Source organism: Sphingomonas sp. 2378, assembly GCF_038084995.1.
In the GTDB taxonomy this organism is placed as follows: domain Bacteria; phylum Pseudomonadota; class Alphaproteobacteria; order Sphingomonadales; family Sphingomonadaceae; genus Sphingomonas.
Genome location: NZ_JAXCMJ010000001.1, coordinates 153,145 through 177,797, shown reverse-complemented (window position 1 = coordinate 177,797; position 24,653 = coordinate 153,145). Strand labels below are relative to the sequence as shown.

Here is a 24,653-nt window from a genome sequence, read left to right as displayed (position 1 = left end):
GGCTCAGCGGCGAGGGGGTCTCAGCAGCGCGGCGGGGGTGATTCCGCCTGGCAGGTCGTCGATGGCGATCGTCCAGCGGGTGACGGACATGCCGATCAAAGGCGCGGGCGCCGTCACGCCCGCATAGACGACCCATTGGCTGACCGCATGGGCAAGGACATGGATGGGGGCATCGGGATCGCTGTGCGATGCCGCGTGGCTGTGCAGGACCGATACGGCGTGAACGGGATCGTCGTCATGGACCATGGCGTCATGCCAGCCCGACAAGCCGATCAGCCCCAACACCGCCAGCAGGGCCAAGGTGGCGCTCAGAAACGCGGATCGGGCGTAACGGGTCGCCATGACGGCCAGAATGGCGGCAAGCGCTCCCCGAGGCAAGCCCGTGACCGCCATCGGGCGCGCAGAATCGGCCGTGGCGGGCTGGTCGTTCGGCAGATCATATCGTTGGCCGGCGCGTTTCGCTCAGAGAGCCGGTCATCGATCGTCAGTTTCGCGCAATCGTCGCATGGATCGGCAACAGGGCCGCGCCCAGCGCGGCGCCCGCGCCGCCGAGCAGGGACATTTCGACCCTATATCGCCCGATATCGCTCTCGACACTATGTTCGCCCCAGATGATGTCGCGGCGGTTCAGGCGTTCGACAAGGCCCTGCATGATGGGGGTGGGCAGGGGGCTCATCAGACGGATGGCACCCGGTTCGAGCCAGGCTATCGCCGAGTTGACGGTTTGCAGCAGTTGATCGGCGGCGCGTTCCAGCCAACGGTCGATGACCGCTTCATATCCCGGAATCGCGTCGGCGAAGTTGGCGAGCGAATCCACGCCGCATCCCGCCGCCTGCAACGTGGCGATGAGGTCGAGCGTGGTCGGGCGGGGCCGATCGCCCGGATAGAACATTCCGATCTCCCCGGCACCACCCGCTTCGCCGCGCATCAATCGCCCTTCGTGGATGATCCCGGCGCCGACGCCGTGCCCCAGCAGGATCACGATGGCCGTGGTGCAGCGTCCGATCAGTCCGCCGAGATAATATTCCGCCAGTGCGGCGGCGGTCGCATCATTCTCGATCCAGATCGGCAGTTGCAGCGTCTCCGCGAAGATGTCCCGCAGCGGAGCATCCTTCCATCCGGGCAGGTTGCGGACGATGCTCCAGCGATTTCCGTCGCGCGAAAGGGCCGGTCCGGGCGCGCTGAAGCCTACGCCATAGAGCCGCCGCCCCAGCAGGCGATGCTCGAGGGTGAGTTCGTGGATGCGACGGTCGACATGCCGCGCGAAGCCCGCCGGATCGGTCAGTTCGATCGCCTCCGACGTCAGGGCGATGACCCCGCCCGCATAGTCGACGACCGCGATCTCCAATATCCCCGCATAGAGCGCGAGCCCGAAGGCATAACCGCCTGCCGCGGAAATCCGAAGCGGCACCGTGGGGCGGCCGCGTGCGGGCAAGGCCTCTGACGGCATCTCTTCGACCAGGCCTTGCGCGGCAAGCGCCTTGGTCAACCGGGTCACGGCACTGTTGCTGATCTGGAGCGTCGCGGCGAGGGTGGAGCGGGACTGCGCGCCGTGGGTCCGCAACTGCCAGAGTAGGCGTTTTTCCTCGTCCAGAAGAGTGAGTGAGGGATATCTCATGGCCTGGACTCGATAGCGGCCCGAAATTCGGCAGGCGATTAATTTCCGCGAAAATAAATAAATCCGTCACACGCACCGCCCATCGGCGCGCTCAATCGCACCGCATTTCGGGGGAACATTCTGATGAAACGCCACAATCTCTTCGCCAGCTCCGCTATGGCCGCACTGTGCGTGATGGCCGCTCCGCTCGACGCGCAGACGACCAGCCCGACCCCGACCGAAGCGACGGACCAGGTCGCGGCCGAGACGACCGCCGCCGATCCGGCGCAGGTCGATAACGGCGCGCATGGCGACATCATCGTCACCGGCTCGGCCCGCGCGCAGCGTCGCTTCGATGTCTCCTATGCGGTCAACTCGCTGTCGCAGGCCGATGTGCAGAAGATCGCGCCGAAGAGCTTCGCCGATCTGCTCGGCACGGTTCCCGGCATCCAGGTCGAGGCGACCGGCGGCGAGGTGCAGAACGTCACCCGCGTGCGCGGCATTCCCACCGATCGCGGCTATCTGATCTTCCAGCAGGACGGCCTGCCGCTTTACCACGAGATCGACGGTGTCTTCTTCAATTCCGGGGAAGGCATGAACCGCTACGACCTGATGACCGAGCGGGTTGAGATCGTGCGCGGCGGCCCGGCGCCGATCTATGCCAGCAGCGCGGCGGCGATCGCCAACAACATCACCGTATCGGGCGGCCCGGTGGCGCGGGGCAAGGCGCAACTGACGCTGGGCGACACCGGCCTGTACCGGCTCGACGCGATGCAGTCCGGCCCGATCAGCGACGACACCTATTTCGCGGTCGGCGGCTTCCTGCGGCAGCATGACGGCTATCGCTATGGCGGTTTCCCCAGCGACAAGGGCGGCCAGATCCGCGCCAACCTGAAGCACGACCTGAGCAACGGTTTCGTCAAGCTTTCGGCCGAATATGTGAACGACCACAACGTCTTCTACCTGCCGATCCCGACCAATGATCCGCGCAATCCGACCGTCTCGCTCAATCCCTATATCGACTATTTCACGGGCACGTTGAACTCGCCGTCGCTGCGCAACGTCAACGTCAAATATCGCGACGGGGCGGGCGCCTTGCAGAGCATGAACCGCGACCTGTCCAACGGTCGCCATATGCGCTTCTTCAACGCCGCACTGGACTATGAGGCGGATTTCGACGGCTGGAAGGTCTCGGCCAAGCTGGGCGGGACCAAGGGCAAGTCGAGCTTCGACGCCTTCTACTCCACCACCAATCCCGCCGACGCCAACAGCTTCGCCGCCAGCTATCTGAACGCGGCGCGCACCGCCTTCGGCGCCAATGTCGCGCGGCTCGGCTATGCCTTTGCGGGGACGAACGGCACCTCGGTCTATGATCCCTCCACCGCGTCGGGACTGGTCATGTCGGGGCAGTATCGCGCGTCGGAATCGGACTTCTACTCGGTGCAGGGCGACCTCAGCGTTACCCGCCAGTTCGCGACCGGCATGGGCGAGCATGACGTGCGCGTCGGCGTGTATAGCTCCTTCTACGGCAACACCCTGCTCCAGGCCTATCAGGACATGTTGATCGAGGTGCGCAGCCAGCCGCGCACGCTCGACCTCGTCGCCTATTCGGCGACCGGGCAGGTGCTGGGCTCGGTCACGCAGAACGGTGTGCTGCGCTACACCACCACGCTCAATCAGGGCGCGGGCGATGCGCAGATGATCGCCTTCTACGCCAACGATACCTGGGACATCACGCGCGGGCTTCGCGTCGATGCGGGTGTCCGCACCGAGCGCTATAGCTACAAGGGTTTTGCGTCGCCGACGACGCAGGTCAATCTGGGCGACGCGACCACGCTGGCCGACGACACCACCCGCGCCTTCACCGGGCAGGTGCTCGACCAGCGGCTGAAGCCCAATGCGACCAACTGGACGGTCGGCATCAATTACGACCTTACCCGCCACTTCGGCGTCTATGGCCGCATCTCGAACCTCGAAGTGCCGCCGCAACTCGGGGTGGTGACCAGCATCAATCCGGCGATCGTGAAGACCAAGGCGCGCCAATATGAGGTCGGCCTGAAGGCGAGCTTCGGCCCCAACTATCTCTATGCGACCGGTTTCTACACCAAGTTCAATCCCTTCAACGCCTCCTTCGCCGCGTTCAACCCGGTGACCGGTCGCAATGACCAGACGCTGCCCTTTATCGGCGAGGCATCGGTGAAGGGTGTCGAGGTCGACGGTCGTGTCGCGCCGGTCCGCTGGTTCTCGCTCGACGGATCGGTCACCTGGCAGAATCCGGAATATGCCAATCTCCAGAACACATCGGGCGCGGACCCGAGCGCGGTGAACGGCAACCAGATCATCCGCGAGGCCAAGTTCTTCGGCAATCTGCGCCCCAGCGTCGATTTCGACCTGGGCGAGCAGCGGCTGTCGGTGTTCGGTCGGTTCGAATGGGTCGGCCGCCGCTATGTCGATCTGTTCAACCGTACCGCGATGCCGGGATACCAGACGGTTGGCGCGGGTGCCTCGCTCGACTGGGGGACGTGGCGCGTTCAGGTGGTCGGCGACAATCTGTTCAACGCCCATGGCCTGACGGAGGGCAATACCCGGACCGACCAGTTTGCGGGCCAGGGTTCGTCGACGGCGATCTATGGTCGTCCGCTGTTCGGGCGGAACTTCCGCCTCATCGTCAGCCGGAGCTGGTGATGCGGGTCATGGCCAGCGCCGCGATGCTCGCCCTGACGGCGCTTGCCGCCCCGGCGAAGGGGCAGGAGGTGGGCGACCGCGTCCTGTCCGCCCTGTCCGCGCGCCTCTTTCCGATGCTCGACGCCGCCGGACGGGATCCGGCGGCGCTTGGGCGGATCGTCGGCACGCCCGAGATGAAGCGCGTCCTGACCGCCCGTCGCGATCGCCGCGCGGGTTGCGGGAGCGATCTGACCTGTCGGGCGCAGGCCATGCTCTGGAGTCCGCAGGATGCCGATGCGCTTCGTCGCGCCGTGGCGGGGGAAAAATTTCTGCCCGCCGCCGATGACGGCGTGGGAGCGCAGGCGGATCGCGAGATCGCGGGCGTCAACATGATCGTCCGCAGCTATGCGCTGGGGGCCGTTCCCACCACCGCGATCGACGGGCCCGGCACGGTGTCGCCGCAGGATCGGCAGTCCCGCCTCCAGGCGGCCGACTGGCTATCGGATACGCTCCGCGCCGGATCGGCACAAAGCCTCGATCCCAGCATCGACTATGCGCTGGCGCTGCTTGATGTCAGCGACCGTACCGACGCGATCGGCCATGAGCCGCTGCTGGACGGCGCCAATGCGGCGGCGGCAGCGCGTGCCAGGGGGCTGGACTGGCGGCGCTATCGCTATGGCGCGATGATCGTGACGGGCGTCGGACCGGAGGTCGAGGGCGAGCCGCTCAGCCCGTTCGGCAAATATCATCTCCGCCTGGCCGCGCGGCGGTTCGCGCAAGGGGATGTCGCCTTCATCCTGGTCAGCGGCGGTCGCGCCCATCCGCGCGCGACGCCCTTCACCGAGGCCAACGAGATGCGCCGGGCGCTGATCGAACGCTACGGCATTCCGCCCGAGGCGATCATCAGCGAGCCCTATGCCCGCCATACCACCACCAACCTGCGCAACGCCAGCCGGATGCTCGCGCGGCTGGCTATGCCCGCCGATGCCGAGACGCTGATCGTCTGCAACCCGGCGCAGAGCGGCTATATCGAAAGCGCGAAGTTCGCCGAGCGCAACATGGCGGAACTGGGCTATCAACCCGGCCGGGTCGTCCGCCGTGTCTCGCCGACCGAACTGGTCTTCCGCCCGTCGCGCTTGTCCGAGCGCGTCGATCCGCGCGATCCCCTCGACCCCTGAAAGGAACCGGCATGAGACGCCTTGCCCTGGCCGCCGCCCTGATCCTGTGCCCCGCCACTGCCCAGGCCTGGGGTGGGACGGCCCATGCCGTGATCGACCGCGCGGCGATCGAGGCCATCCCGGACGATGGTCCGGTCTTCCTGCGCCGCCACGTCGATTACATCGCCGCCTCCGCCGCTCTGCCGGACAGTTGGCGCGGCGATGCGGAGGGCTTCTCCAAGATCGAGGAGGACCCGAACCATGGCTGGTTCCGCGAGCAATTCGCCTTTCTGAAGCCGATCCCCCGCTCGCGATACGAATTCATCCTGGCGCTCTACAAACGCTACGAGGTCATCAAGGACAGCGATTCCGCGACCGCTGCGCGCACCAATGTCCGGTGGACCGGGACGCTGCCCTATGCCGCCCTGGAGGCCTATGATCGGCTGATCGTCTGCATGCGTGCCATCCGGGCGGCGCGGGCCAGTGGTGGCGATGCCTCGGTGCCGGAACAGCATTGCGCGTTCCAGGCGATCCGGCTGGGCCATTATATCGGCGACGGCTCTCAGCCGCTGCACGACTCGGTCAACTCCGATGGCTGGCGTGGTCCCAATCCGAACGGCTATACCCGCGACCGCAGCATCCATGGCCGGTTCGAGAGCGGCTTCGTCGATGCCATCGGCCTCAAGGCGGGGGACATTCTGCCCCGGATCGGGGCACCGGGCCATCAGGAGGGGGACATGTTCGAGGCCGTGTTGCGCTTCCTCGACCAGTCGGGCGACCGGATGGAGACGGTCTATCGGCTGGAAAAGCGCGAAGGATTCCGCAACCCCGCCGACAAGGACGTGCGCGCGCTGATCTACGAACGGACGGCGGCGGGTGCGGCGATGCTGCGCGATATGCTCTGCCGCGCCTGGGCGGAAAGCGCGATGCCCCCGGCCAAGGTGTCGCCGTCGCCGCTGGACTTCGACAATCCCCGCTTCAACCCGGAGACGGGCTCTGCCGCACCCTGACGCCGCCCCAGCGCGCGCATGAGGCTGGCATGGCGCGCATGATTCAGTGTGAAGCGCCGCAGCAACAACATCGCCAGCACCGCACCGACCAGCGGCACCCCCAGCCCGAGCGCGACCATGCCCAGCCGCACCGCCTCGGGCTGGACCGCGCCGGGCACATAGCCGAGCAGGTTCAGCGCCCCGCCGATCATCGCGGTCGAGGCCGCGCCACTGGCCTTCACCAGCACCAGGTAGAAGGCGAACAGCCCCGTCTCGAACCGCCGCCCGTGCCGCCACTCGACGACGTCGACCGCATCGGCCAACAGGCCCCAGGGCAGCATGAAGACGCTGGCGAAACCGAAGCCGATCACTGCCGCGCACGCGACCTGTCCCATCGGCCATGTCATGCAAAACCCGAACAGGATCAGCCCGAGCGCGCTCGCCGCATGGCCCGCAGCGAGCAGCCGCGCCTTGCCGAAGCGATGCGCCAGCGCGGTCCAGGCGAGTACGCCGCAAAATTGCCCCGCTGTCATCGCCGTCAACAGCAGGGAGACGGCGCCCGGCCGCGCGACGACATAGCTGCCGACATAGATCAGCATCCGGCCGAAGCACGGCATCGCGAACCCGGTGACCAGCGCCAGCGCCGCCATGCCCAGCACCATGGAATCGCGCAGCGGCACCCTGATCCCGTCGCCCTTCAAATCCTTCGTCGCGGTGGGCCCGTCACGCCCGCCCGACGCCCACACGCACAGCGCCATAGTCAGCGCGAAGGCGAGGCCGACCGCGATCCCCGTGCCCGCCAGGGCGGTGAAATGCCGCGTCCGACCGGCCTGCTGCACCATCGGCGTCAAGACGGTCGCGATGACCAGCGCGCTGGCGGTGCTGAAGAACAGCCGGTATCCCGAAACCCGCCCGCGCGCGCGGCTGTCGCGGCTGACCTGCGTCATCAAGGCGTTGTGCGGCACATCGACGACCGCATAGGCGCTGCGGAAGATAAGGATCGTGGCCGCCACCATCCAGATCCGGTGCGCGCCCAATCTCGGCATCGCATAGATCAGCGCGAACGCGGCCCCGCATGGCAGCGCCGCCATGGCGATGGTCCAGCGATAGCCTCGCCCCGCCGCGCGACAGCGGAGAACCAGCCGCGCCGCAAGCAGGTCGAACACCAGATCGCCCAACGCCGCGAACAGCAGCATCCCCGCCGCCCGCGCGCCGCTCAGGCCGAGCACGTCCGTCAGGAGATAAAGGATCGTCAGGTCGGCGCCACCGAACACCAGCGCCTTGCCGAAGTTGCCGGACGAATAGGCGATCATCCGGATTTCGCTGCCGATGGTCGTGGTCGGCGATGTCGTTCTGGCGAGGAAAATGGGAAATTACATCCTGTTGTCGCGTCCGCCGCCGAGCGTTATTCCGCGATCATGTCATCCTGGCGACAGTGGTCGGCAACGGCAATGGATGCGCCGGAGGATGGAGGCGAGGGGACTTCCGGAGAGGGGCCTTCATCGCTTGCCCGTGTAGCGATAGAGTTCGGCGGGGCGGAAGGATGCGCCGGTCTCGCGCTCGCCGGTGGCAGCGATCCGGCCGCTGTCGATCAGGCGGCGGCGGAAGGCGGGCTTATTGAGCGGACGGCCGAGGATCGCCTCATGCACGTCCTGAAGCGCGCGCAGCGTGAAGCGTTCGGGCAGCAGCGCGAAGGCGACCGGCGACCAGTCGAGCTTGCCCCGCAGCCGCCGGATCGCAAGGTCGAGCATCGCGTCATGGTCGAAGGCGAGGGGGACCGGCGTACCATCGACCGATGCCGTTATGGGACCATCCTCGGGCGCCGAGACACGGGCGAGCGTCAGGCCGGGTGCGGCGGTGAAGCGTTCGGCGGGAAGCAGCGCAAAATAGGCGACGCTGATGATCCGCATGCGCGGGTCGCGGTCCACCGCGCCGAAGCTATAGAGCTGTTCGAGATAGGCTTGGTCCATCTGCGCCTTGGCACCCAGCACCCGCCGCGCCGCATCGTCCAGGCTTTCTCCGATGCCGACGAACCCACCGGGCAGGGCCCATGCACCTTCATGGGGGCGCTCGGTGCGCCGATGAAGCAGTACCGCCGGGGCGCCGTCCACAACGCTGGTCAGGATCAGATCGACGGCAACGGAGGGCCGCTCGAACGTCCCCGGATCATAGCGGTCGAGGAACAGAAATTCGTCCATCAACCGGACCTTATATGCATTATGCACTTTACCTATGCGTAACATACGCCTATGTCAATGGATGAGAGGAGACGTCGGATGCGTTTCGTGGTCGTCGTGGACATGCAGCGGGATTTCGTCGCCTCGGACGGCGCCTTGCCGGTGGCGGGCGCGGAAGGGATCGTCGCGCCGATGAACGCCTGGCTGGCGTCGCTCCAGCCTGCGGAGGTGGCCGGAGTGCTGTTCACCGCCGACACCCATGTCCCCGCCATCTACGCCCTGTCGGAAGAGGCGAAGCAGTTCCCGCCGCATTGCGAGGTGGGAACGCCGGGCTGGGCGCTGGTGGTCGATCCGAATGTCGTGGATGCGGCCATCCCCACCTACCGGCTGGAAAAGGGGGTGTTCGACATGTGGGCGGAGCCCGGCCTGGTGGTGGAGCGGATCGGTACGGCGGACACGACCGACCGAGAGGCACTCTTCAACGGGTTGCACGCCCAAGGGGTGGAGCATGTCGAAGTGGTCGGCGTCGCGGCGGATTATTGCGTGCGCTGGGCGGTCGAGGGGCTGCTGGCGCGGGGCTTCCGCGTCACTGTTCCGGCGGGGCTGACACGGGGCATCGTCCGGCAGATCGATATGGTCGCGCTGGAGGAATGGACGAGCCGCAACCTCGCGATTGCATGACGATCGCACGCCGCGAGCGGCCGTGGATCTGGGCATCTTCGGCCCGTATCGCCAGACGCGCGGATCGAACGCTAACAGCTTGATATTCATCAAGGCGGAATCCCGCGCTCGCGCCTACATGTGCTATTGATCGGGATCAGCCCTATGATTTCGACAACTTGCTGTCGCGGCGATCCCGGCGGTCGGTAGAGGGAGAACATATCTGCTCGACGACGCACCCGTGGTCATCTGCGTCCCTGCTCGGAACGAGGCGGCGATGTTGCCCGGTCTGCTGGCGGCGATCGCCCAATTGTCCGGCGACTTGGGCGCGTTGGATGTTTGCATCCATCTCGATGATTGTCGGGACGGCAGTGCGGCACTGCTGGATCAGCTTGCGCCGACCTTGCCCTTTCGTCTGACCGTGGCGCAGGGGGGGCGCGACGGGCCGCCCAATGCGGGGGCCGCCAGACGCGCGGCGGTGGCGATGGGGCTGGCGCTTCTGGTCGGCGGCGAAGGCCTGGTATTCACGACGGATGCCGACAGTCAGCCGTGTCGCGACTGGATCATGGCGGGGCGCAAGGCCCTGATCGAGGCCGAGGTCGCCGCTGGCCGCATCGTCCGAACCCATGCCAGGAACGATCCCCAAGCCTCCAGGATCGAACATTATTATGATCGGCTGCATCGATACCGCCGGAGCATCGACCCGGTGGCGTGGGAGGCGCGCGACACCCATCATTTCGGCGGCGGCGCCAATATCGCGATCCGGGCCTCGGCCTATCGGATGATGGGTGGTTTCCTGCCCCTTCCGTCTGGAGAGGATGCGCGATTGCTCGACGATGCGGCGCGCGCCGGGCTTCGTGTCCGCCGGGATGGCGCGATGGTGGTGGAGACATCTTCCCGCCGCGAGGGGCGGATTGCGGGCGGACTCGCGGGACTGTTGCTCGCGCTGGATCGGGGCGAGCCGCCCCGCATGGCCGATCCACGCGCCGCTGCCTGGCAGTGGCGGGCCCAGGCGGAGGCTCGGCGGGGCTTCGCCATGATCGACCGGGTGGATGTGCGACTGACCCTGGGCGAGCGATTGGGCCTGACGGCGGATCACATTTTGGGTGTCGCACGGGACTGCCCCAATGACGAGGCGTTCGCGATGCGCGTCGTTCCGGCGTCGCCCAGTCACAAGGCCATGATATCGTTATGCGAAGCGGAGGATATCCTGACGGGACTGGAAATCGAATGGCGCGAGATGGCGGCATGAACGCCATGGCCGAGGCTTTGCGAAAGGTGATCGCTGCGCATGGTTGGGCGGACACGCCCCCCGTCGATCCGCCGACGCCCGACGCCTATGTCGGGCTGCTGACAGGTCTGTACGAATCCGGTCGTCGCGATCTGCCGCTCGCCCGATTGTTCGAAGGGCATGTCGATGCGGGCCAGATCGTACAGCGCTACGGATCGGCCCGCCAAGTGGACCGGTTGAGGCATCTGGTGCGGCAGGGCGCGATGCTGGGGGTATGGAATGCCGCTCTCGCGAGCGAACCCCTGCGGCTGGAGGGCGATCGACTGAGCGGCGGGAAGAGCTATGCATCGGGCGCCGGCGTGTTGAGCCATGCGCTGGTCACGGCGGATACGCCCGGCGGCCCGCAACTCCTTCTGCTCGACCTGTCACGAATTGTCCCGGTGATCGATCGCGACTGGTGGCGGGTGACCGGCATGCAGCGGTCTGAGACACATCAGGTCCGCTGGCACGACGCGGTGATCGAGGACGAGGATCGGATCGGTGCGCCCGATCTCTACGCGCGCGAACCGTTTTTCAGCGGCGGGGCATTGCGGTTCGTGGCGGTCCATGCCGGGGGTGTCGCCGGAATATTCGACCGGACCTGCGACCATCTGGTGCAGGCTGGGCGCGCCGACGACCCCTTCCAGTCCGCGCGACTGGCCGAGTTGTTCGGGCTGGCGGGGACGGCGGCGGCGATCGTGCGGCGGACGGCCACGCTTTGGTTCGAGGAAGCGGAGGATGAGGCGCGGCTGGCGCGGGTCGCCTCCGCGCGTCTGGTCGTCACCGATGCGGCCGAGCGGGCGATCGTGATCGCTCGCGAGGCGGTCGGCCTCGCCGGACAATTCCTGTCGCATCCGCTTTCTGCCCTGCTCAGCGATCTGGCGGTCTATCTGCGCCAGCCCGTACCCGATGTCCAACGCCTTAGGGTCGGGCGGGCGGTGCAACGGGGTTTGCTGGCGCCTTCCTTGTGAAGCTCGGGCTTAGAGGCGTTCGCCGGGCGGTCATCGTCGCGCCGCATCCCGATGACGAGGTGATCGGCGCGGCCGGTCTCATCCAGGCGTTGCGGCGACGCGGTGCGAACGTGTCGGTCATCGTGGTCAGCGACGGCGCGGCCTCGCATCCGAACAGCCCGACATGGCCCGCCCATCGCCTGATCGCCGCGCGAGAGAAGGAGAGCCTGCACGCCCTTCGTCGACTGAAAGTAGGGCGCGATGCCGTGACATTCCTCCGGCTGCCCGATGGCGGTCTGTCGACGCATGGCGATCGGTGCCGCGAGGCGCTGCACCGGGCGCTTCGCAAGCATCGGAAGCCGGATGTGCTGGTCGGGCCCGCCGCGACCGACGCGCATCCCGATCACCAGGCGGTCGCGCTGGTGCTTGGGCAGTTTCGGTTCGGCGGACGGCGTCTGACCTATCAGGTCTGGCCGCCCCAGCGCCGGACGGTGGCCCGCTGCCGGACCGTGTCTCTGCCCGGGGGCGCGGCGGCGAAGCGGTCGCTGATCAGGGCGCATCGGACCCAACTCGGTGCGATTGCCGACGACCCGCATGGCTTCGCGATCGCCCGGCATGAACTGGCGATCTTCGCCCATCCGGTCGAGCGCTTCGTGGAAAAGCGGCGATGAAGGCCATCGATCTCGGCGGCTTTTCCGAGAAGTTCGCGACGGACGACGACCCCTGGTGCACCTTCTCCAACCGGGATGAAGCGGTGAAGCGGGCCGCGATCCTGCATGCTCTGGGGGAGGGGCCGCTGGGCCGGATTCTGGAACTGGGCAGCGGCAACGGGTCGAACAGCCGGGCCATCGCGCCGCGCGCGCTCCGCCTGGATGCCACCGAGGGAACGGCGGAGGGCACGCGTCTGACGGCGCGGGCCATTGCGCCCTGGCCGCGCGGTCGAGCGATTACCCTGGCCTTGCCGGCTCGCTTCCCGCGCTCGGCCTATGACGCGGTCGTGATCGCGGAGCTTCTCTATTATCTGTCGCCGCGCGCGATGCGACAGGTCGCGATCGATGTCGCCCAAGCGCTCCGTCCCGGCGGACGGCTGGTGCTGGCACATCACCGGATCGACTATTATGATTTCGCCCAGCATGCCGCCGATATTCAGCTGCGTTTCCTTCGCATGACCGGTGTTTCGTGGCGGGTCGCGACCGTGCGGCGCACCGCCCGCTGGCATGTCGTCGTCGCCATGCGGGGTGCCGGCCCGTGCGGCAAATGATCGCGCCAGGGCCGTAAAGTGGCGGTCGCGCCGCGATAGGCATTTGCATGTGGGCCAGAAGCGCCTAGACGACGCCATCCCCGGGGGGCCGCTGATGCGCGGTTGAGAGGTGGGCAGCAGCCCACGACCCGCTGAACCTGATCCGGGTCATACCGGCGTAGGGAGGGGCGCGGCTTATCGGTCGTCCCTCCGTGTGAAGTGGACGCGAAAGACGATGCCGGTTGTGACTTCCCGCGATCAGCCGATGATCCGCCGTGGCGCCCTGCTGTTGTCGGCGGCGTGGCTGGCCCTGCCCATGGTGGCATCGGCGCAACAGGCGGGCGATGCCCTGAGCGATATCCGCGTGATCGGCCACCGCGATCCCGAAGGCCTGCTGCCCGATCAGACCGAGCCCAAGGCGGTCAGCGAGATTTCCAGCGACTTCATCGTCAAGCAGGCGCCGACGCTCAACGCGTTTCAGCTCGTCAACCTGCTGCCGGGCGCGAATGTCGCCTCCAGCGATCCCTATGGCCTGTCGACCAGCTCCAGCCTGACCCTGCGCGGGCTGGGCCAGGACCAGATCGGCGTGCTGATGGAGGGGGCGCCGCAGAACGATATCGGCTATTACTACGCCTATCCGTCGCAGTTCGCCGATCCGGGGAACGTCCGGCGGGTGGTGCTGGCGCAAGGGTCGGTGGATCTCGACTCCCCCACGGTCGGAGGAGCGGGCGGCCTGTTGTCGCTGACGCTCGACGATCCCAAGGCGACGCGCGGGGTACTCGCCGATCTGTCGCTGGGGTCCTATGATCTGCGCCGGGTCTTCGTCCGCGTCGATACGGGTACGATCGGGGGCAGCGGCCTGAAGGCGTTCGTCTCCTATTCCAATACCCGCGCCGACAATTGGCGGGGGCCGGGCTATGACACGCGCCAGCATGTCGATGCCAAGCTGCTCGGCGAATGGGGCGGCGGCAACCGTGCCAGCCTGGCGCTGTCGTACAATGACGCCAATTCCTCCAGCTATCCCAGCCCGACGCTGGCGGACTGGCAGGCGCGGGGGCGTGGGTTCAACTATGCCGCGCGCTATGCGCCGGGGACCACCGATTACTGGCGGCTGTACCGGGCACCGTTCCGCAACCTCTACGCCTCGGCGCCGGTGCACCTGATCCTGAACGATCGTCTGACGCTGGACAGCACCACCTATCTCCAGTTCGGCTATGGCAATTCGCCCTATGGCACGCAGCTTGCGACCACCGGTAATTTCCTCGGCAACGAGGCGCTGGCGGAGCCGATCGCGCTGCCCGGCGCGGTGGACGGCGTCGCGACGGTGCTCGGCAATTATACGGGCGACCAGATGCGGACGGGGGAGGTCGCCAAGCTGACCCTCCAGGCGGGTATGCACCGGCTGACGGCGGGCCTGTGGTTCGACTATGGCACCGACCGCGTCACCCAGACCTATGGCGCGGTCGGGGCGGATGGCTCTCCGGCCGACCCCTGGGGCTTTCCCAGCCGTGCGATCCGCACCGCCGATGGCCGTCTGCTCGCCTATGAAAACCAGCGCACGGTGACGGTGACGAAGAGCTTTTTCCTGGCGGACAGCATCGCGCTCGCCCCGCGGCTGACGGTCGATATCGGGTTCAAGGGCGTCAACCTGCTGCGCAACGGCCGCAACTATCTGCCCGGACCGCAAAGCCGCGTGCGCCGCGACAGCTTCGTCGCCCTGCCCCGCGCAGCCGTCCATTATGCGATCGACGATCGGCAGCAGTTGTTCGCCAATGTCACGACCAACTTCCGCACGCCCAACGAGTTCACGCTGTACAACAGTTACGATGGCGGCGTGGTCTCGACGCGCGGCACCGATGCGGTGAAGAACGAATATTCGGTGTCGCAGGAGCTGGGCTATCGCTATATCGGCCCGAACCTGTCGGCCTCGGTGACGGGCTTTCATTACAAGTTCCGCAACCGCCAGCTCGCGACGGTGGTCGACAATGGCGGCGCCCTGGTCAATTCTACGCTGAACGCCGGGGGGCAGATATCCTACGGCGTCGATGCCGAGATCGACTATCGCCCCGTCAAGGGCGTCAGCGTCTATATCTCGGGCGAGTATCTGCGGGCGCGGATCGACGATGATCTGCCGGTCGGCGACGACTTTCTGCCGACCCGGGGCAAGCGCGCGGTGTCGAGTCCGACGCTCCAGTTCGGTGCGGGCGGCACCTATGACGATGGGCATTTGTTCGGCAGCATCGCGGGCAAATATGTCGGACGCCAATATGCGACGTTCATGAACGACGAGAGCATCGCGGGCTATGCGACGCTCGACCTGGCAATCGGCGTCCATCTGGCGGACTGGATCGACGGCAAGCGGACCGATCTGCGGCTCAACGCGATCAACGTCACCGACCCCCATGTCCTGGCGGGCGTGCAGTCGGTCAGCACCAACGCCCGCGATGCCGTGGGGCGTAGCGGCACGATCATCCCCGGCCAGGCACCCGCTTATTATATCGGTGGCGGCGCGGCGGTCACGGCGACCCTGTCCCGCGCCTTCTGACCATGACCGCCGCCGCCTCGACCACCGATCATCTCGTGCATGGCATGGGGCTGGCCCTGGAAGCGCCAGTCTGGCCCGCCATCACGTCCCATGAGGCGACGGAGGTACTGGCCCGCTATCCGGGAGCCGCGCCGATCGAGGCGTTGCGCTGGCATTCGCCGCGCCCCTTCTCGGCGGCGACGCTGATCGAGACGACGGGCGACACGCTCCTGTTGAAGCGGCATGATCGCCGGGTGCGCACGGTCGCGGGACTGGCGGAGGAGCATGCCTTCATCGCCCATCTGTCGGGCGCGGGGATGCCGGTGCCCGAGGTCATGCTCATCCGGGATGGAGCGAGCGCGGTTGCGCTGGGGGATTGGACGTACGAACTCCATCGGCGGGCGGCGGGGGACGATCTTTATCGCGATCGGCAGTCGTGGACGCCGTTCCGATCCGCCCAGCATGCCCATGCCGCCGGTGTTGCGCTCGCGCGGCTGCACGGTGCGTCGCGAGGGTTCGACGCACCGGCGCGGATCGTGCAGCCCCTGGTCGCCAGCTTCCATATCCTGTCCGCCACCGATCCGATAGCCGCGATGGAGGCCTATGTCGAAGCGCGTCCGGCGCTCGCCACGTTCCTGGCGGGGCGGCGGTGGCGGAGCCGGTGGTCGGCGCTGTTTGCGGCGTTCGGCGAAGGACTGGCGCCGCTGGTCGCGGGGCGGAGGCCGTTATGGACGCACAATGACTGGCACCCCTCCAATCTCCTTTGGACGGCGCAAGGCACGGTCGAGACCGTGTTCGACTTCGGCTTGGCCGACCGGACCTGCGCGGCCTATGATCTGGCGATCGCGATCGAGCGAACCGCCTTTGCATGGCTGGAATTGGGCACGGGTCAGGACGACGCCATCGCCGATCCGACGGCGGCGCTATCCCTGATCGCGGGATATGAGACGATAACCCCGTTGGGGGATGAGGGAAGGGAGGCGATCCTCCGGCTGCTGCCGCTCGTCCACATCGAGTTCGCGCTGTCCGAAATCGATTATTTTGCCGGGATTGTCGGCGACCCGGCGGCGGCATCGCTTGCCTGGGACGGGTATCTTTTCGGCCATGCGGAATGGTTCCTGTCGGCGGCGGGGCGTGACTTTCTCGCCGCCTTGCGCAACGGCGGAAGAACCCGATGACGCCGCTCGAAATCGCGGCGGTGGCGATCAGCTTTCTGGCGATCTGGCTGACGGCACGGCGCAACATGCTGTGCTGGCCGCTGAACCTCGTTGCCTGCGCCTTGTACTTCAAGCTGTTCCTCGACGTGCGCCTCTATGCGGACATGGTGCTTCAGGCGGTGTTCGGTATCGGCATCCTCTATGGTTGGATCGTCTGGAGCCGCGACCGGCGCGATGCGGCGGTGGTTACGGTCGTACCGCTGCCCCGGTTCGGGGCCTTGGCCGGTCTGGCGGTCGGCGCGCTGGGTGCGCTGGGAATCGGGTGGTTCACCAGTCACCATACCGATGCGACATTGCCCTGGCTGGATGCGACGCTCAGCAGCTTCAGCCTGGTCGCGCAATATTGGACGGCGCGTCGGCACCGCGAGAGCTGGTTGCTCTGGATCGCGGTGGATGTCGTCTATGTGGGGATGTTCGTCTTCAAGGGCCTGATGCTGACCGCTGGACTATACGCGGTGATGATCGGTCTGGCGGTCATCGGCTATCGGGACTGGCGGCGGGCGCAAGGCGTCGCCGCCCGGTCGTCATAGGTTCGTCTGCATCCGCAGGTCGAGCGCGGAGAGGCTGGCCGCGAGTTCCTCGTTACGGAACGGCTTGCTGAGCCGCGCCATGCTCGGGTCGATCCCGTGCGTCTCGGCATAGCCGGATACGATCAGCGCCTTCATGCCCGGAACCCGGTCGGTCAGTTCACGGACCAGCTGCGCGCCGCTGATCCCCGGCATCAAATGGTCGGTCACCAGAAAATCGGGATGCAGCCCGGCGCGGACAAGGTCGAGCGCCTCTGCGGCGGAGCTGGCCTCGACCACCTCATAGCCCAGATCGGCGAGCATATCGGCGGTGCTGAGCCGCACCAGTTCCTCATCGTCCACCAGCAGGACAATGCCCCCGCTCTGCACCCCCGGCGCCTCACCTGCGTCGGGACTGGCGGCGGCGACCTTCAGGTTGCTGGGCGGCAGCCACAGGACGATATGCGTGCCGACACCGGCCGCACTTTCGATGGTCAGGCCGCCGCCAAGCTGCGCAGCCAGCCCATGCACCATCGACAGCCCCAGGCCGGTGCCCTTGCCGACGCCCTTGGTCGAGAAGAAGGGCTCGATCGCGTGCTGCAACGTTTCCTCGTCCATGCCGACCCCGGTGTCGGCGACGCCCAGACAGACATAGCGGCCGGGGGCGATGTCCCTGGCCTCCATCGTCCCGACCATGCAGGTCTTGACCGAGATGTTCAGCTCGCCACCCTCCGGCATCGCGTCGCGCGCGTTGACCGCCAGGTTGAGCAACGCCATTTCCAGCTGGTTGGCGTCGGCCAGGGCAGGGGGCAGGTCGGGTTCCAGGTCGATCCGCACCGCGATGGTCGGCCCGATGGTCGACTCGATCAGGTCCGTCATGCCGTGGATCAACTCTGCCATGTCGACCGCGATGGCCTGAAGCGGCTGGCGACGAGCGAAGGCGAGCAGGCGCTGGACCAGCGTCTTGGCACGCTCCGCCGATTGCAGCGCGCCATCGATCAGGCGGCGTTCGCGCTCGGTCCCGATCCCCTTGCGCATCAGCATGTCGAGCGAGCCGATGATCGGGGTCAGCAGATTGTTGAAATCATGCGCGACACCGCCGGTCAGGCTGCCCATCGCCTCGACCTTCTGGCTCTGCCGCAAGGCTTCCTGCGCCACCTCCAGTTCGGCGCGGGCCGCCATCGCCACCGACACGTCGTTGGCCTGATGGAAAGCGCCGATCACATGCCCGGCATCGTCCCGTAGCGGCGTGTAGGAGATTTCCCAGGACGGCGTCCCGAACTCGGCGCGACCAAAGGCTTCGATCACGGTGAAGCTCTCGCCGGTCAGCGCGCGGTGCATCAATTCCCGCATGGTCGCGCGCTGTGCATCCTCGAACTGATCGGGAAAGACATCGCCGATCCGCGTCTCGAAGCCGTTGACGCGGCGGAACTCGCTCTGGTGCGCGCGATTGAAGGCGATCAGGCGATAGTCGGTGTCGAAGGCGCAGATGGGCGAGGACGTCGCCTCGACAATGTCATGATAGCGGCGAAGATCGGCGGTCCGCTCGATCACCTGCTGCTCCAGCGTGCCCTTCAGCGCGCGCAGGGCGGCCTCGGCGCGGGTACGCTCGACGGCGGCCTTCACCCGCTCGCCGACCTCCTGGACCAGATCCTCCTCGGCGGCGCTCCATATGCGCGGGGTGGCGTTCTGGACGGCGAGCAGGCCGACCCATTCGTCCTCCTGGAACAGCACCACGTCGATGAACGCGCCGACCTCGCGCGCCTGCAGCCCGGTCCGCGCGCCATCGCTGAGCCTCGGGTCGCCGCCGACGTCGCGGACGACGACCGGCGCTCCGTCACGATAGGCGGCAAGCAGGTCGGGACCGAAACTCTCCAGCGAATGCCGACCGACGATGGAGGACACGCCGCGCGCATAATCGCGCTCGACCGTCATCCAGCCGCGCGTCGTGATCTCGGCATAGAAGACACGGCTGGCCGCCATCTGCTGCCCGAGCCGTTCGGCGGCGACCTCCATGATCGCGGTCGGGGTTTCCAGCGTGCGCAGGTCGTCGGCCAGCCTGAGCAGGAAGGAGGATCGCCTGGCGGCGATGACCCCCTCCGTGGTCTCGGTCAGGACGCCGATCACCCCGGAGGGGGTGCCGGTGTCATCGATCAGTGCGGAGTAATCGAGATGGAACCAGGCAGGCTCGGCGCGCCCGTTGCGGTTCAGCATCACTTCGCGTTCGCGATATCGAACGGTACCCCCGGCCAGGCATTCGGCCACGACATGGTCGTCGAACAATATGTCGTTGGGCCAGCCGTCCCGCATCCGCGACCCCAAAAGTCGCGGGTGCCAGTCGCCCGCGATCGTCGCATAGGCATCATTGTAGAACAGGACGCGGTCCGCACCCCACAGCATCGTCATAGCGATGGGCGAGCGAAGCAGCATGGCGAGCGTGGTTCGCAGGCAGCCGGGCCATGTTTCGATCGGCCCAAGGCCGGTCGCCGACCAGTCCTGCCGATCGATCAACGCCGCGCAACATCCGCCACCCCGCAGAAAGGGCGGCATCCAGCGCGACGTCGATGGCGATGCATTCCCGGTATCAGGGTCGGCAGGCCCGCACGGCGCGATGGCTTCGGATGGGCGGACGGTTGCCATGGTGCGCAACTACTCCATGCCGCGCAATTACGTAAGTCGGATTCCACGCGGCTACGATGGGGGAGATACCGATTTCTACCCCCGGAAAGATCATGTTGCATTTAATTAGGTAGGTATCTATCTAAATCAGGGTGACTGATTCCACTTCCCTTCGCCGCCACTTCTCCGCGCGGCTCGTGCCGATGGCGCGGGCGTATCGGCGCTATCTCGATCGCGGGCTGGCCGGCCTGTCGCTGTCACACACGGCGGCGCTGGCGGTGATGCTGATCGGCCGGACCGAGGAGGGGATGCGGCAGGGGGCACTTGCGGACCAGCTGGGGATGGAGGCGCCATCGGTGGTGCCCCTGATCGACCAGTTGGAGCGGAGCGGCTTGGTGGAGCGTCGGGTCGATGCGACGGACAAGCGCGCAAGGCTGCTGCACCTGACGAACGAGGGACGGACCGCCGCCGCCGAGGTCGAAGAACGGACCGCACAGATCCGCTCCGAGCTGTTCGCCGAGGTCGATGACGTGGACCTCAAGGCGGCCAGCCGCGTGCTCGACCAGCTTTATGCGGCATTCGGCGACGACCGGGAATGATCGCGATGCCCCGGATCGGCCTGCGCGAGACGGTCTTCTCGCTGAATTGCTTCGCGGCGGCGATGCTGGCCCTGTTCCTGTCCTTCTCGCTGGGGCTGGATCGGCCCTTCTGGGCGATGATGACCGTCTATATCACCAGCCAGCCGCTGAGCGGCGCGGTCCGGTCGAAGGCGGTGTTCCGGCTGATCGGGACGGTGATCGGGGGGCTCGTGACCGTGTTGCTGGTGCCGATGCTGGTCAACGCGCCGGTGCTGCTCAGCCTGGCGCTCGCGCTGTGGGTGGCGGGGTGCCAGTTCGTGTCCCTGCTCGACCGGACACCGCGAGCCTATGTCTTCATGCTGGCGGGCTATACCGCCGCGCTGATCGGCTTCCCCTCGGTCCTGCATCCGGAGGCGATCTTCGACACCGCCGTGTTGCGCGTGCAGGAGATCGGTATCGGCGTGCTGTGCGCGGCGATCGTCCATTCGGTCGTGTGGCCGCGCAGCGTCGCGGGGGTTTACGGCGCGCGGGCCAGGGCCGTCCTCGCCCATGCCGAAAGCTGGATCGCCGATATCCTGGCGGTCGAGGCGAGCGCGCGGACTTCGCCTGAGCGGCGACGGCTGGCCGCCGACGTGACCGACCTTCACGTCACCGCGACCCATATCCCCTTCGACACCGCACGCATCCGCCCGACCCGCGCGTTGCTGACCGGCTTGCAGGACAGGCTGGTACAGTTGATCCCGCTGGTATCCGCGCTGGAGGACCGGTTGCGCAGCCTGACCGCCGAAGGTCCGCTGCCCGCAGGCGTGGCGGAGTCGGTGGCCGGGGTACGCGACTGGGTTCTCGATCCGACGCTCGACGCGCCCGTCATTCCGCCGCCACCGGCCGCGTCGGACTGGTGCGGGCTGGTGACGCTCAACCTCACCATGCGCCTGGCCGAACTGGTCGAGGCGCTCGGCACGACCCGCGTGCTGGTCGCGGCGGTGGCCGACCCGGAGGCACCGCGGCCTGTGATCGCCGAGGGCGGGGGCAGGCCGCTCCACCGCGATTACGGCCTTGCCCTGTTGTCGGCGACGGCGACCTTCCTGACCATCATCGGCTGCTGCGCGGTCTGGATCGTCACCGCCTGGCCCGAGGGCGCGGTGGCGGCGATGATCGCGGCGGTGGTCTGCTGCTTCTTCGCTACGCTGGACGACCCAGTACCGGCACAGCGCGGCTTTCTGATCTGGACGCTGGTGTCGGTGCCGCTGATCGCCGTCTATCTCTTTGCCATTCTCCCGGCGATCGACGGGTTCGTCATGCTCTGCCTTGCGCTCGCCCCTTCGCTGCTCGCCATGGGGGCGGCGATGGCGGTTCCGTCCTGGTACGGACGGATGATGCCCATGCTGATCAGCTTCGCGGGCGGGCTGGCGCTGACCAATATGTACAGCGTCGATGCGGCGGGCTTCTTCAACGGCAACATCGCCCAGGTCGTCGGGATCGTCGCGGCGATGACCATGACCCGGTTGGTGCGGAGCATCGGCGCGGGCACGGCGATCCGCCGCCTCCGCCATGCGGGCTGGCGCGATCTGGCCGCCCTGGCCGAGCGTCCGGCGCTGCTGCCCGTCTGGCGCAGCCGGATGCTCGACCGGGTCGGCCTGCTCGCCGGGCGTGTCGGCGAGGTGGAGGACGAGGACCGCGACGATGCCGTCGCCGCTCTGCGCGAACTGCGGATCGGCTATAATCTGGTCCAGCTCACGCCCGGTCCCGAGCATCAGGCGCTGCGCACGTCGCTGGCGGGCTGGTTCCGGCAACTGGTTGAGGGCCGGGACCCCGCGCCGCCGCCCGATCTGCTCGACGCGATCGACCGCGCGATCGCCCAAAGCCCCGAGCCGGATCGGCTGGCGGCGCTGGTCGGCCTGCGCCGCAACGTCTTTCCCGCCGCGCCGGGCTGGACTGAGGAAAGGCTGGCGGCATGACGGGCGACCTGGATCTGGCGGGCGTGTTCGTCCACCCGCTGCTGATCGCCGCCATCCTGGCCTTCATCGCGGCCGAGATCGTCGGCTGGGCGCTGGCGAAGGTACGGCTCTACCGCTTCGTCTGGCATCGCGGCCTGTTCGATGTGGCGCTCACCATCATCCTCTGGGCCGGGATCGCCGGCCTCATCACCGGCGGCACGCCCGCTTCGGCATTTTTCGGTTGAACACGCTATGACATTCCATTCCTCCCTGCGCGTCGCGGCGCGCATCGTCGTGACCCTGATCGTGGTGGCGCTGGCGCTGCTGGCAGGGCGCCGCCTCTGGGCGCATTACGAGACCGAGCCCTGGACCCGTGACGGCCGGGTGCGCGCCGATATCGTGCAGGTCGCCCCCGACGTCTCGGGCCTGGTCACCGACGTGCTGGTGCGGGACAATCAGCAGGTGGTCGTCGGCACGCCGCTGTTCCACGTCGACACGCCCCGCTACCGGCTGGCGGTATCGCAGGCCGAGGCCGCCGTCGCGTCCCAGGCGGCGCAACTGGCCCAGGCCCGGCGCGAGGCGCAGCGCAACCGGGCGCTGGGCGACCTGGTCGCGGGCGAGGTGCGCGAACAGGGCAATGCCAGGGTCGTGCAACTGGCCGCCGCGCTCGACCAGGCGCGGGTCGCGCTCGCCACCGCGCGTCTCAATCTGGCGCGGACCGAGGTGAAGGCCAGCGTCGCCGGGACGGTCAGCAACCTCGATCTGCGACCGGGCGACTATGCCAGCGCGGGGCATCCCGGATTCGCGATCATCGATCGCGGCTCGCTGCACATCATCGGCTATTTCGAGGAAACCAAGCTGCCGCGCGTCCATGTCGGCGATCCCGTCCGCGTCCGCCTGATGGGCGACGATCACGACATCATGGGGCATGTCCAGAGCATCGCCGGGGGCATCGAGGACCGGGACCGCAGCGCTGGCGCGAACCTGCTCGCCAACGTCAATCCGACCTTCAGCTGGGTTCGCCTGGCGCAGCGCATTCCGGTGCGCGTCGCGATCGATCGCCTGCCTGCGGGCGAGACGCTGGTGGTCGGGCGAACAGCGACCGTCGAGGTCCTGCCGCGCAAGGCGGGGGCCGCCGCATGACGCTGCGTCGCATCGCCGCGCTTCTGACCGGTACGCTGCTTTCCGCATGTTCGACCGTCGGCCCCGATTATCACCGCCCGTCATCGGCGGTGATCGACAAGCCCGGCGCCGCCGCGCCCTTCGTTGGTGGGAACGAGGCGACCTTCGCCGCGCTCCAGCCCGTGCCCGATCGCTGGTGGCAGCTTTATCGGGACCCGACGCTCGACCGTCTGGTGCAACAGGCGCTGGCCGCGAACACCGACCTTCGCGTCGCCGCCGCGAACATCGCGCGGGCGCAGGCTTCGGTCGATCTGGTCGAGCAGGATCGCCGCCCCCAGGCGAGCCTCCAGGCCGCCCCCGGCTATGCCCAGCGATCGGCGGAGGAGGAATTGCTGCCGGGTGCGGCCTTGCCCAGCAACTTCGTCTATTCGGCGACGGCGGGCATTTCCTATCAGGTCGATCTGGTCGGGCAGGTCCGGCGCGCGGTCGAGGCGGCCAATGCCGATCTGGCCGCGACCCATGCCGCCTATGATGCGGTGCGGGTCACGGTGGTCGCCGACACGACGCAGGCCTATCTCGACGCCTGTTCGGCGGGGCGCGAGATCGGCGTGGCGGAGCGGGCACTGGCGCTGCAATCGCGGACCACGGCCCTGACCCGGCGGCTGGTGCGCGGGGGGCGGGGTATCTCGCTGGATGCCACGCGATCCTCGGCGCAGGAGGCGCAGGTGCGCGCGACCATGCCGGGGTTGCAGGCGGCGAGGCGTCTGGCGCTCTATCGGCTGGCGACCCTGACCGGGCGTCCTCCGGCGGAGTTCGACCGCGATGTCGCCACCTGCACCACCGAGCCGCGATTGAGCCAGCCGATCCCGATCGGCGACGGGGCCGCGCTGCTCCGGCGACGGCCCGATGTGCGCCGGGCCGAGCTGGAACTGCGCGCCGCCACCGCACGGATCGGCGTGGCCACCGCCGCGCTCTATCCGCAGGTTTCGCTGGGGGCGTCGGTCGGCTCGGTCGGTCTGGCCGAGCGGGCGCTGTCGAGCGACACCTATAAATTCTCGCTGGGGCCGCTGATCAGTTGGCAATTCCCCAATCGCGGTCGAGTCCGGGCGCGCATCGCCGCGACCGAGGCGGAACGCGATGCGGCCTTTGCCCGCTTCGACGGCACGGTGCTGGGCGCGCTGCGAGAGACGGAGAGTGCGCTGACCGTCTATGCCCGCGACCTGGACCGCACCGCCGCGCTGCGCGATGCGAACGCCCAGGCGGCCAAGGCGGCGCGCGACGCGGAGACGCTGTTCCGCGCAGGGCGTACCGGCTTCCTCTCGGTCCTCGATGCCCAGCGCACCGCGATCGCCGCCGAACAGACGCTCGCCGCCGCCGAGACGCGGTTGTCGACCGATCAGATCAGGCTGTTCCTGGCGCTCGGCGGCGGGTGGCAGGGCTAAGGGC

The 24,653-nt window shown here is 67.6% G+C and carries 20 protein-coding genes, 1 pseudogene and 1 riboswitch; of the genes and pseudogenes, 16 read left to right on the top strand and 5 right to left on the bottom strand.

From position 1 onward, the window contains the following. Positions 1-3 precede the first annotated feature (3 nt). Together SM191_RS00795 and SM191_RS00790 are read right to left on the bottom strand one after the other, a co-directional pair. Entirely contained in the window at positions 4-342 is a 339-nt protein-coding gene (locus tag SM191_RS00795) for a hypothetical protein (RefSeq protein WP_341504523.1), read from the bottom strand. Positions 343-484: 142 nt separating this feature from the next. Then, positions 485-1,618 (bottom strand): ROK family transcriptional regulator, encoded by a 1,134-nt coding sequence (locus SM191_RS00790; RefSeq protein ID WP_341504522.1) that lies wholly within the window; start codon positions 1,616-1,618, stop codon positions 485-487. A 123-nt stretch (positions 1,619-1,741) separates the two neighbouring features. Between SM191_RS00790 and SM191_RS00785 the strand changes: the two genes are divergently transcribed. Genes SM191_RS00785 through SM191_RS00775 form a run of 3 tightly spaced genes read left to right on the top strand, consistent with a single transcriptional unit; the run spans position 1,742 to position 6,428 of the window. Beyond that, positions 1,742-4,282 (top strand): TonB-dependent receptor, encoded by a 2,541-nt coding sequence (locus SM191_RS00785; RefSeq protein ID WP_341504521.1) that lies wholly within the window; start codon positions 1,742-1,744, stop codon positions 4,280-4,282. After that, positions 4,282-5,439 carry a YdcF family protein gene (locus SM191_RS00780; RefSeq protein WP_341504583.1) on the top strand — a complete coding sequence of 386 codons (1,158 nt, stop codon included), beginning with the start codon at positions 4,282-4,284 and terminating at the stop codon, positions 5,437-5,439. Before SM191_RS00785 ends, SM191_RS00780 begins: the two co-directional genes overlap by 1 nt. 11 nt (positions 5,440-5,450) lie before the next feature. Next, positions 5,451-6,428, top strand: coding sequence for a nuclease (locus tag SM191_RS00775; RefSeq protein WP_341504520.1), 978 nt, complete (start codon positions 5,451-5,453; stop codon positions 6,426-6,428). A 53-nt stretch (positions 6,429-6,481) separates the two neighbouring features. On the opposite strand, the pseudogene SM191_RS00770 reads toward SM191_RS00775, so the two are convergent. Together SM191_RS00770 and SM191_RS00765 are read right to left on the bottom strand one after the other, a co-directional pair. Then, positions 6,482-7,720, bottom strand: a pseudogene (locus SM191_RS00770) (MFS transporter); the annotation flags it as partial. A 186-nt stretch (positions 7,721-7,906) separates the two neighbouring features. Then, the gene (locus SM191_RS00765) at positions 7,907-8,605 is read right to left on the bottom strand and encodes an NUDIX hydrolase (RefSeq protein ID WP_341504519.1); all 699 of its coding nucleotides are present in this window, start codon (positions 8,603-8,605) and stop codon (positions 7,907-7,909) included. Between the two features lie 78 nt (positions 8,606-8,683). Between SM191_RS00765 and SM191_RS00760 the strand changes: the two genes are divergently transcribed. The 8 genes from SM191_RS00760 to pnuC all read left to right on the top strand — a co-directional run bounded on the left by SM191_RS00760 (position 8,684) and on the right by pnuC (position 16,975). Continuing rightward, positions 8,684-9,265, top strand: coding sequence for a cysteine hydrolase family protein (locus tag SM191_RS00760; RefSeq protein WP_341504518.1), 582 nt, complete (start codon positions 8,684-8,686; stop codon positions 9,263-9,265). Between the two features lie 220 nt (positions 9,266-9,485). After that, positions 9,486-10,496: a glycosyltransferase gene (locus SM191_RS00755; RefSeq protein ID WP_341504517.1), complete on the top strand. Its 1,011-nt coding sequence runs from the start codon at positions 9,486-9,488 to the stop codon at positions 10,494-10,496. Next, positions 10,475-11,485, top strand: coding sequence for an acyl-CoA dehydrogenase (locus SM191_RS00750; RefSeq protein ID WP_341504516.1), 1,011 nt, complete (start codon positions 10,475-10,477; stop codon positions 11,483-11,485). Before SM191_RS00755 ends, SM191_RS00750 begins: the two co-directional genes overlap by 22 nt. Beyond that, positions 11,482-12,135 (top strand): PIG-L deacetylase family protein, encoded by a 654-nt coding sequence (locus tag SM191_RS00745; protein WP_341504515.1) that lies wholly within the window; start codon positions 11,482-11,484, stop codon positions 12,133-12,135. Before SM191_RS00750 ends, SM191_RS00745 begins: the two co-directional genes overlap by 4 nt. After that, positions 12,132-12,725 carry a class I SAM-dependent methyltransferase gene (locus tag SM191_RS00740; RefSeq protein ID WP_341504514.1) on the top strand — a complete coding sequence of 198 codons (594 nt, stop codon included), beginning with the start codon at positions 12,132-12,134 and terminating at the stop codon, positions 12,723-12,725. The genes SM191_RS00745 and SM191_RS00740 overlap by 4 nt, the downstream gene beginning before the upstream one ends. Positions 12,726-12,796: 71 nt before the next feature. Further along, positions 12,797-12,906: riboswitch (TPP riboswitch) on the top strand. A 114-nt stretch (positions 12,907-13,020) separates the two neighbouring features. Further along, positions 13,021-15,249, top strand: a complete 2,229-nt coding sequence (locus SM191_RS00735) for a TonB-dependent receptor (protein WP_341504582.1) — start codon at positions 13,021-13,023, stop codon at positions 15,247-15,249. Between the two features lie 2 nt (positions 15,250-15,251). Continuing rightward, complete coding sequence (locus SM191_RS00730; RefSeq protein ID WP_341504513.1) at positions 15,252-16,406, top strand: phosphotransferase enzyme family protein; 1,155 nt, start codon at positions 15,252-15,254, stop codon at positions 16,404-16,406. Further along, positions 16,403-16,975, top strand: a complete 573-nt coding sequence (gene pnuC / locus SM191_RS00725; RefSeq protein ID WP_341504512.1) for a nicotinamide riboside transporter PnuC — start codon at positions 16,403-16,405, stop codon at positions 16,973-16,975. Before SM191_RS00730 ends, pnuC begins: the two co-directional genes overlap by 4 nt. Here pnuC and SM191_RS00720 read toward each other — a convergent pair. Further along, entirely contained in the window at positions 16,970-19,501 is a 2,532-nt protein-coding gene (locus tag SM191_RS00720) for a GAF domain-containing hybrid sensor histidine kinase/response regulator (protein WP_341504511.1), read from the bottom strand. The two genes, pnuC and SM191_RS00720, sit on opposite strands and share 6 nt — an antisense overlap. 221 nt (positions 19,502-19,722) lie before the next feature. On the opposite strand from SM191_RS00720, the gene SM191_RS00715 reads away from it, so the two are divergent. Genes SM191_RS00715 through SM191_RS00695 form a run of 5 tightly spaced genes read left to right on the top strand, consistent with a single transcriptional unit; the run spans position 19,723 to position 24,649 of the window. Continuing rightward, positions 19,723-20,169 (top strand): MarR family winged helix-turn-helix transcriptional regulator, encoded by a 447-nt coding sequence (locus SM191_RS00715; RefSeq protein WP_341504510.1) that lies wholly within the window; start codon positions 19,723-19,725, stop codon positions 20,167-20,169. Beyond that, entirely contained in the window at positions 20,166-22,106 is a 1,941-nt protein-coding gene (locus tag SM191_RS00710) for an FUSC family protein (RefSeq protein WP_341504509.1), read from the top strand. Before SM191_RS00715 ends, SM191_RS00710 begins: the two co-directional genes overlap by 4 nt. Further along, the gene (locus SM191_RS00705) at positions 22,103-22,330 is read left to right on the top strand and encodes a DUF1656 domain-containing protein (RefSeq protein ID WP_341504508.1); all 228 of its coding nucleotides are present in this window, start codon (positions 22,103-22,105) and stop codon (positions 22,328-22,330) included. Before SM191_RS00710 ends, SM191_RS00705 begins: the two co-directional genes overlap by 4 nt. 7 nt (positions 22,331-22,337) lie before the next feature. Further along, positions 22,338-23,228 carry an HlyD family secretion protein gene (locus SM191_RS00700; RefSeq protein WP_341504507.1) on the top strand — a complete coding sequence of 297 codons (891 nt, stop codon included), beginning with the start codon at positions 22,338-22,340 and terminating at the stop codon, positions 23,226-23,228. Continuing rightward, entirely contained in the window at positions 23,225-24,649 is a 1,425-nt protein-coding gene (locus SM191_RS00695; RefSeq protein ID WP_341504506.1) for an efflux transporter outer membrane subunit, read from the top strand. Before SM191_RS00700 ends, SM191_RS00695 begins: the two co-directional genes overlap by 4 nt. Positions 24,650-24,653: the final 4 nt, after the last annotated feature.

Coding starts and splice junctions, on each gene's coding strand:
- SM191_RS00795 (WP_341504523.1), bottom strand. CDS start 342: ATGGCGACCCGTTACGCCCGATCCGCGTTTCTGAGCGCCACCTTGGCC.
- SM191_RS00720 (WP_341504511.1), bottom strand. CDS start 19,501: ATGCCGCCCTTTCTGCGGGGTGGCGGATGTTGCGCGGCGTTGATCGAT.
- SM191_RS00705 (WP_341504508.1), top strand. CDS start 22,103: ATGACGGGCGACCTGGATCTGGCGGGCGTGTTCGTCCACCCGCTGCTG.
- SM191_RS00710 (WP_341504509.1), top strand. CDS start 20,166: ATGATCGCGATGCCCCGGATCGGCCTGCGCGAGACGGTCTTCTCGCTG.
- SM191_RS00760 (WP_341504518.1), top strand. CDS start 8,684: ATGCGTTTCGTGGTCGTCGTGGACATGCAGCGGGATTTCGTCGCCTCG.
- SM191_RS00730 (WP_341504513.1), top strand. CDS start 15,252: ATGACCGCCGCCGCCTCGACCACCGATCATCTCGTGCATGGCATGGGG.
- SM191_RS00700 (WP_341504507.1), top strand. CDS start 22,338: ATGACATTCCATTCCTCCCTGCGCGTCGCGGCGCGCATCGTCGTGACC.
- SM191_RS00790 (WP_341504522.1), bottom strand. CDS start 1,618: ATGAGATATCCCTCACTCACTCTTCTGGACGAGGAAAAACGCCTACTC.
- SM191_RS00735 (WP_341504582.1), top strand. CDS start 13,021: ATGGTGGCATCGGCGCAACAGGCGGGCGATGCCCTGAGCGATATCCGC.
- SM191_RS00750 (WP_341504516.1), top strand. CDS start 10,475: ATGGCGCGAGATGGCGGCATGAACGCCATGGCCGAGGCTTTGCGAAAG.
- SM191_RS00765 (WP_341504519.1), bottom strand. CDS start 8,605: ATGGACGAATTTCTGTTCCTCGACCGCTATGATCCGGGGACGTTCGAG.
- SM191_RS00740 (WP_341504514.1), top strand. CDS start 12,132: ATGAAGGCCATCGATCTCGGCGGCTTTTCCGAGAAGTTCGCGACGGAC.
- SM191_RS00775 (WP_341504520.1), top strand. CDS start 5,451: ATGAGACGCCTTGCCCTGGCCGCCGCCCTGATCCTGTGCCCCGCCACT.
- SM191_RS00785 (WP_341504521.1), top strand. CDS start 1,742: ATGAAACGCCACAATCTCTTCGCCAGCTCCGCTATGGCCGCACTGTGC.
- pnuC (WP_341504512.1), top strand. CDS start 16,403: ATGACGCCGCTCGAAATCGCGGCGGTGGCGATCAGCTTTCTGGCGATC.
- SM191_RS00780 (WP_341504583.1), top strand. CDS start 4,282: ATGCGGGTCATGGCCAGCGCCGCGATGCTCGCCCTGACGGCGCTTGCC.
- SM191_RS00695 (WP_341504506.1), top strand. CDS start 23,225: ATGACGCTGCGTCGCATCGCCGCGCTTCTGACCGGTACGCTGCTTTCC.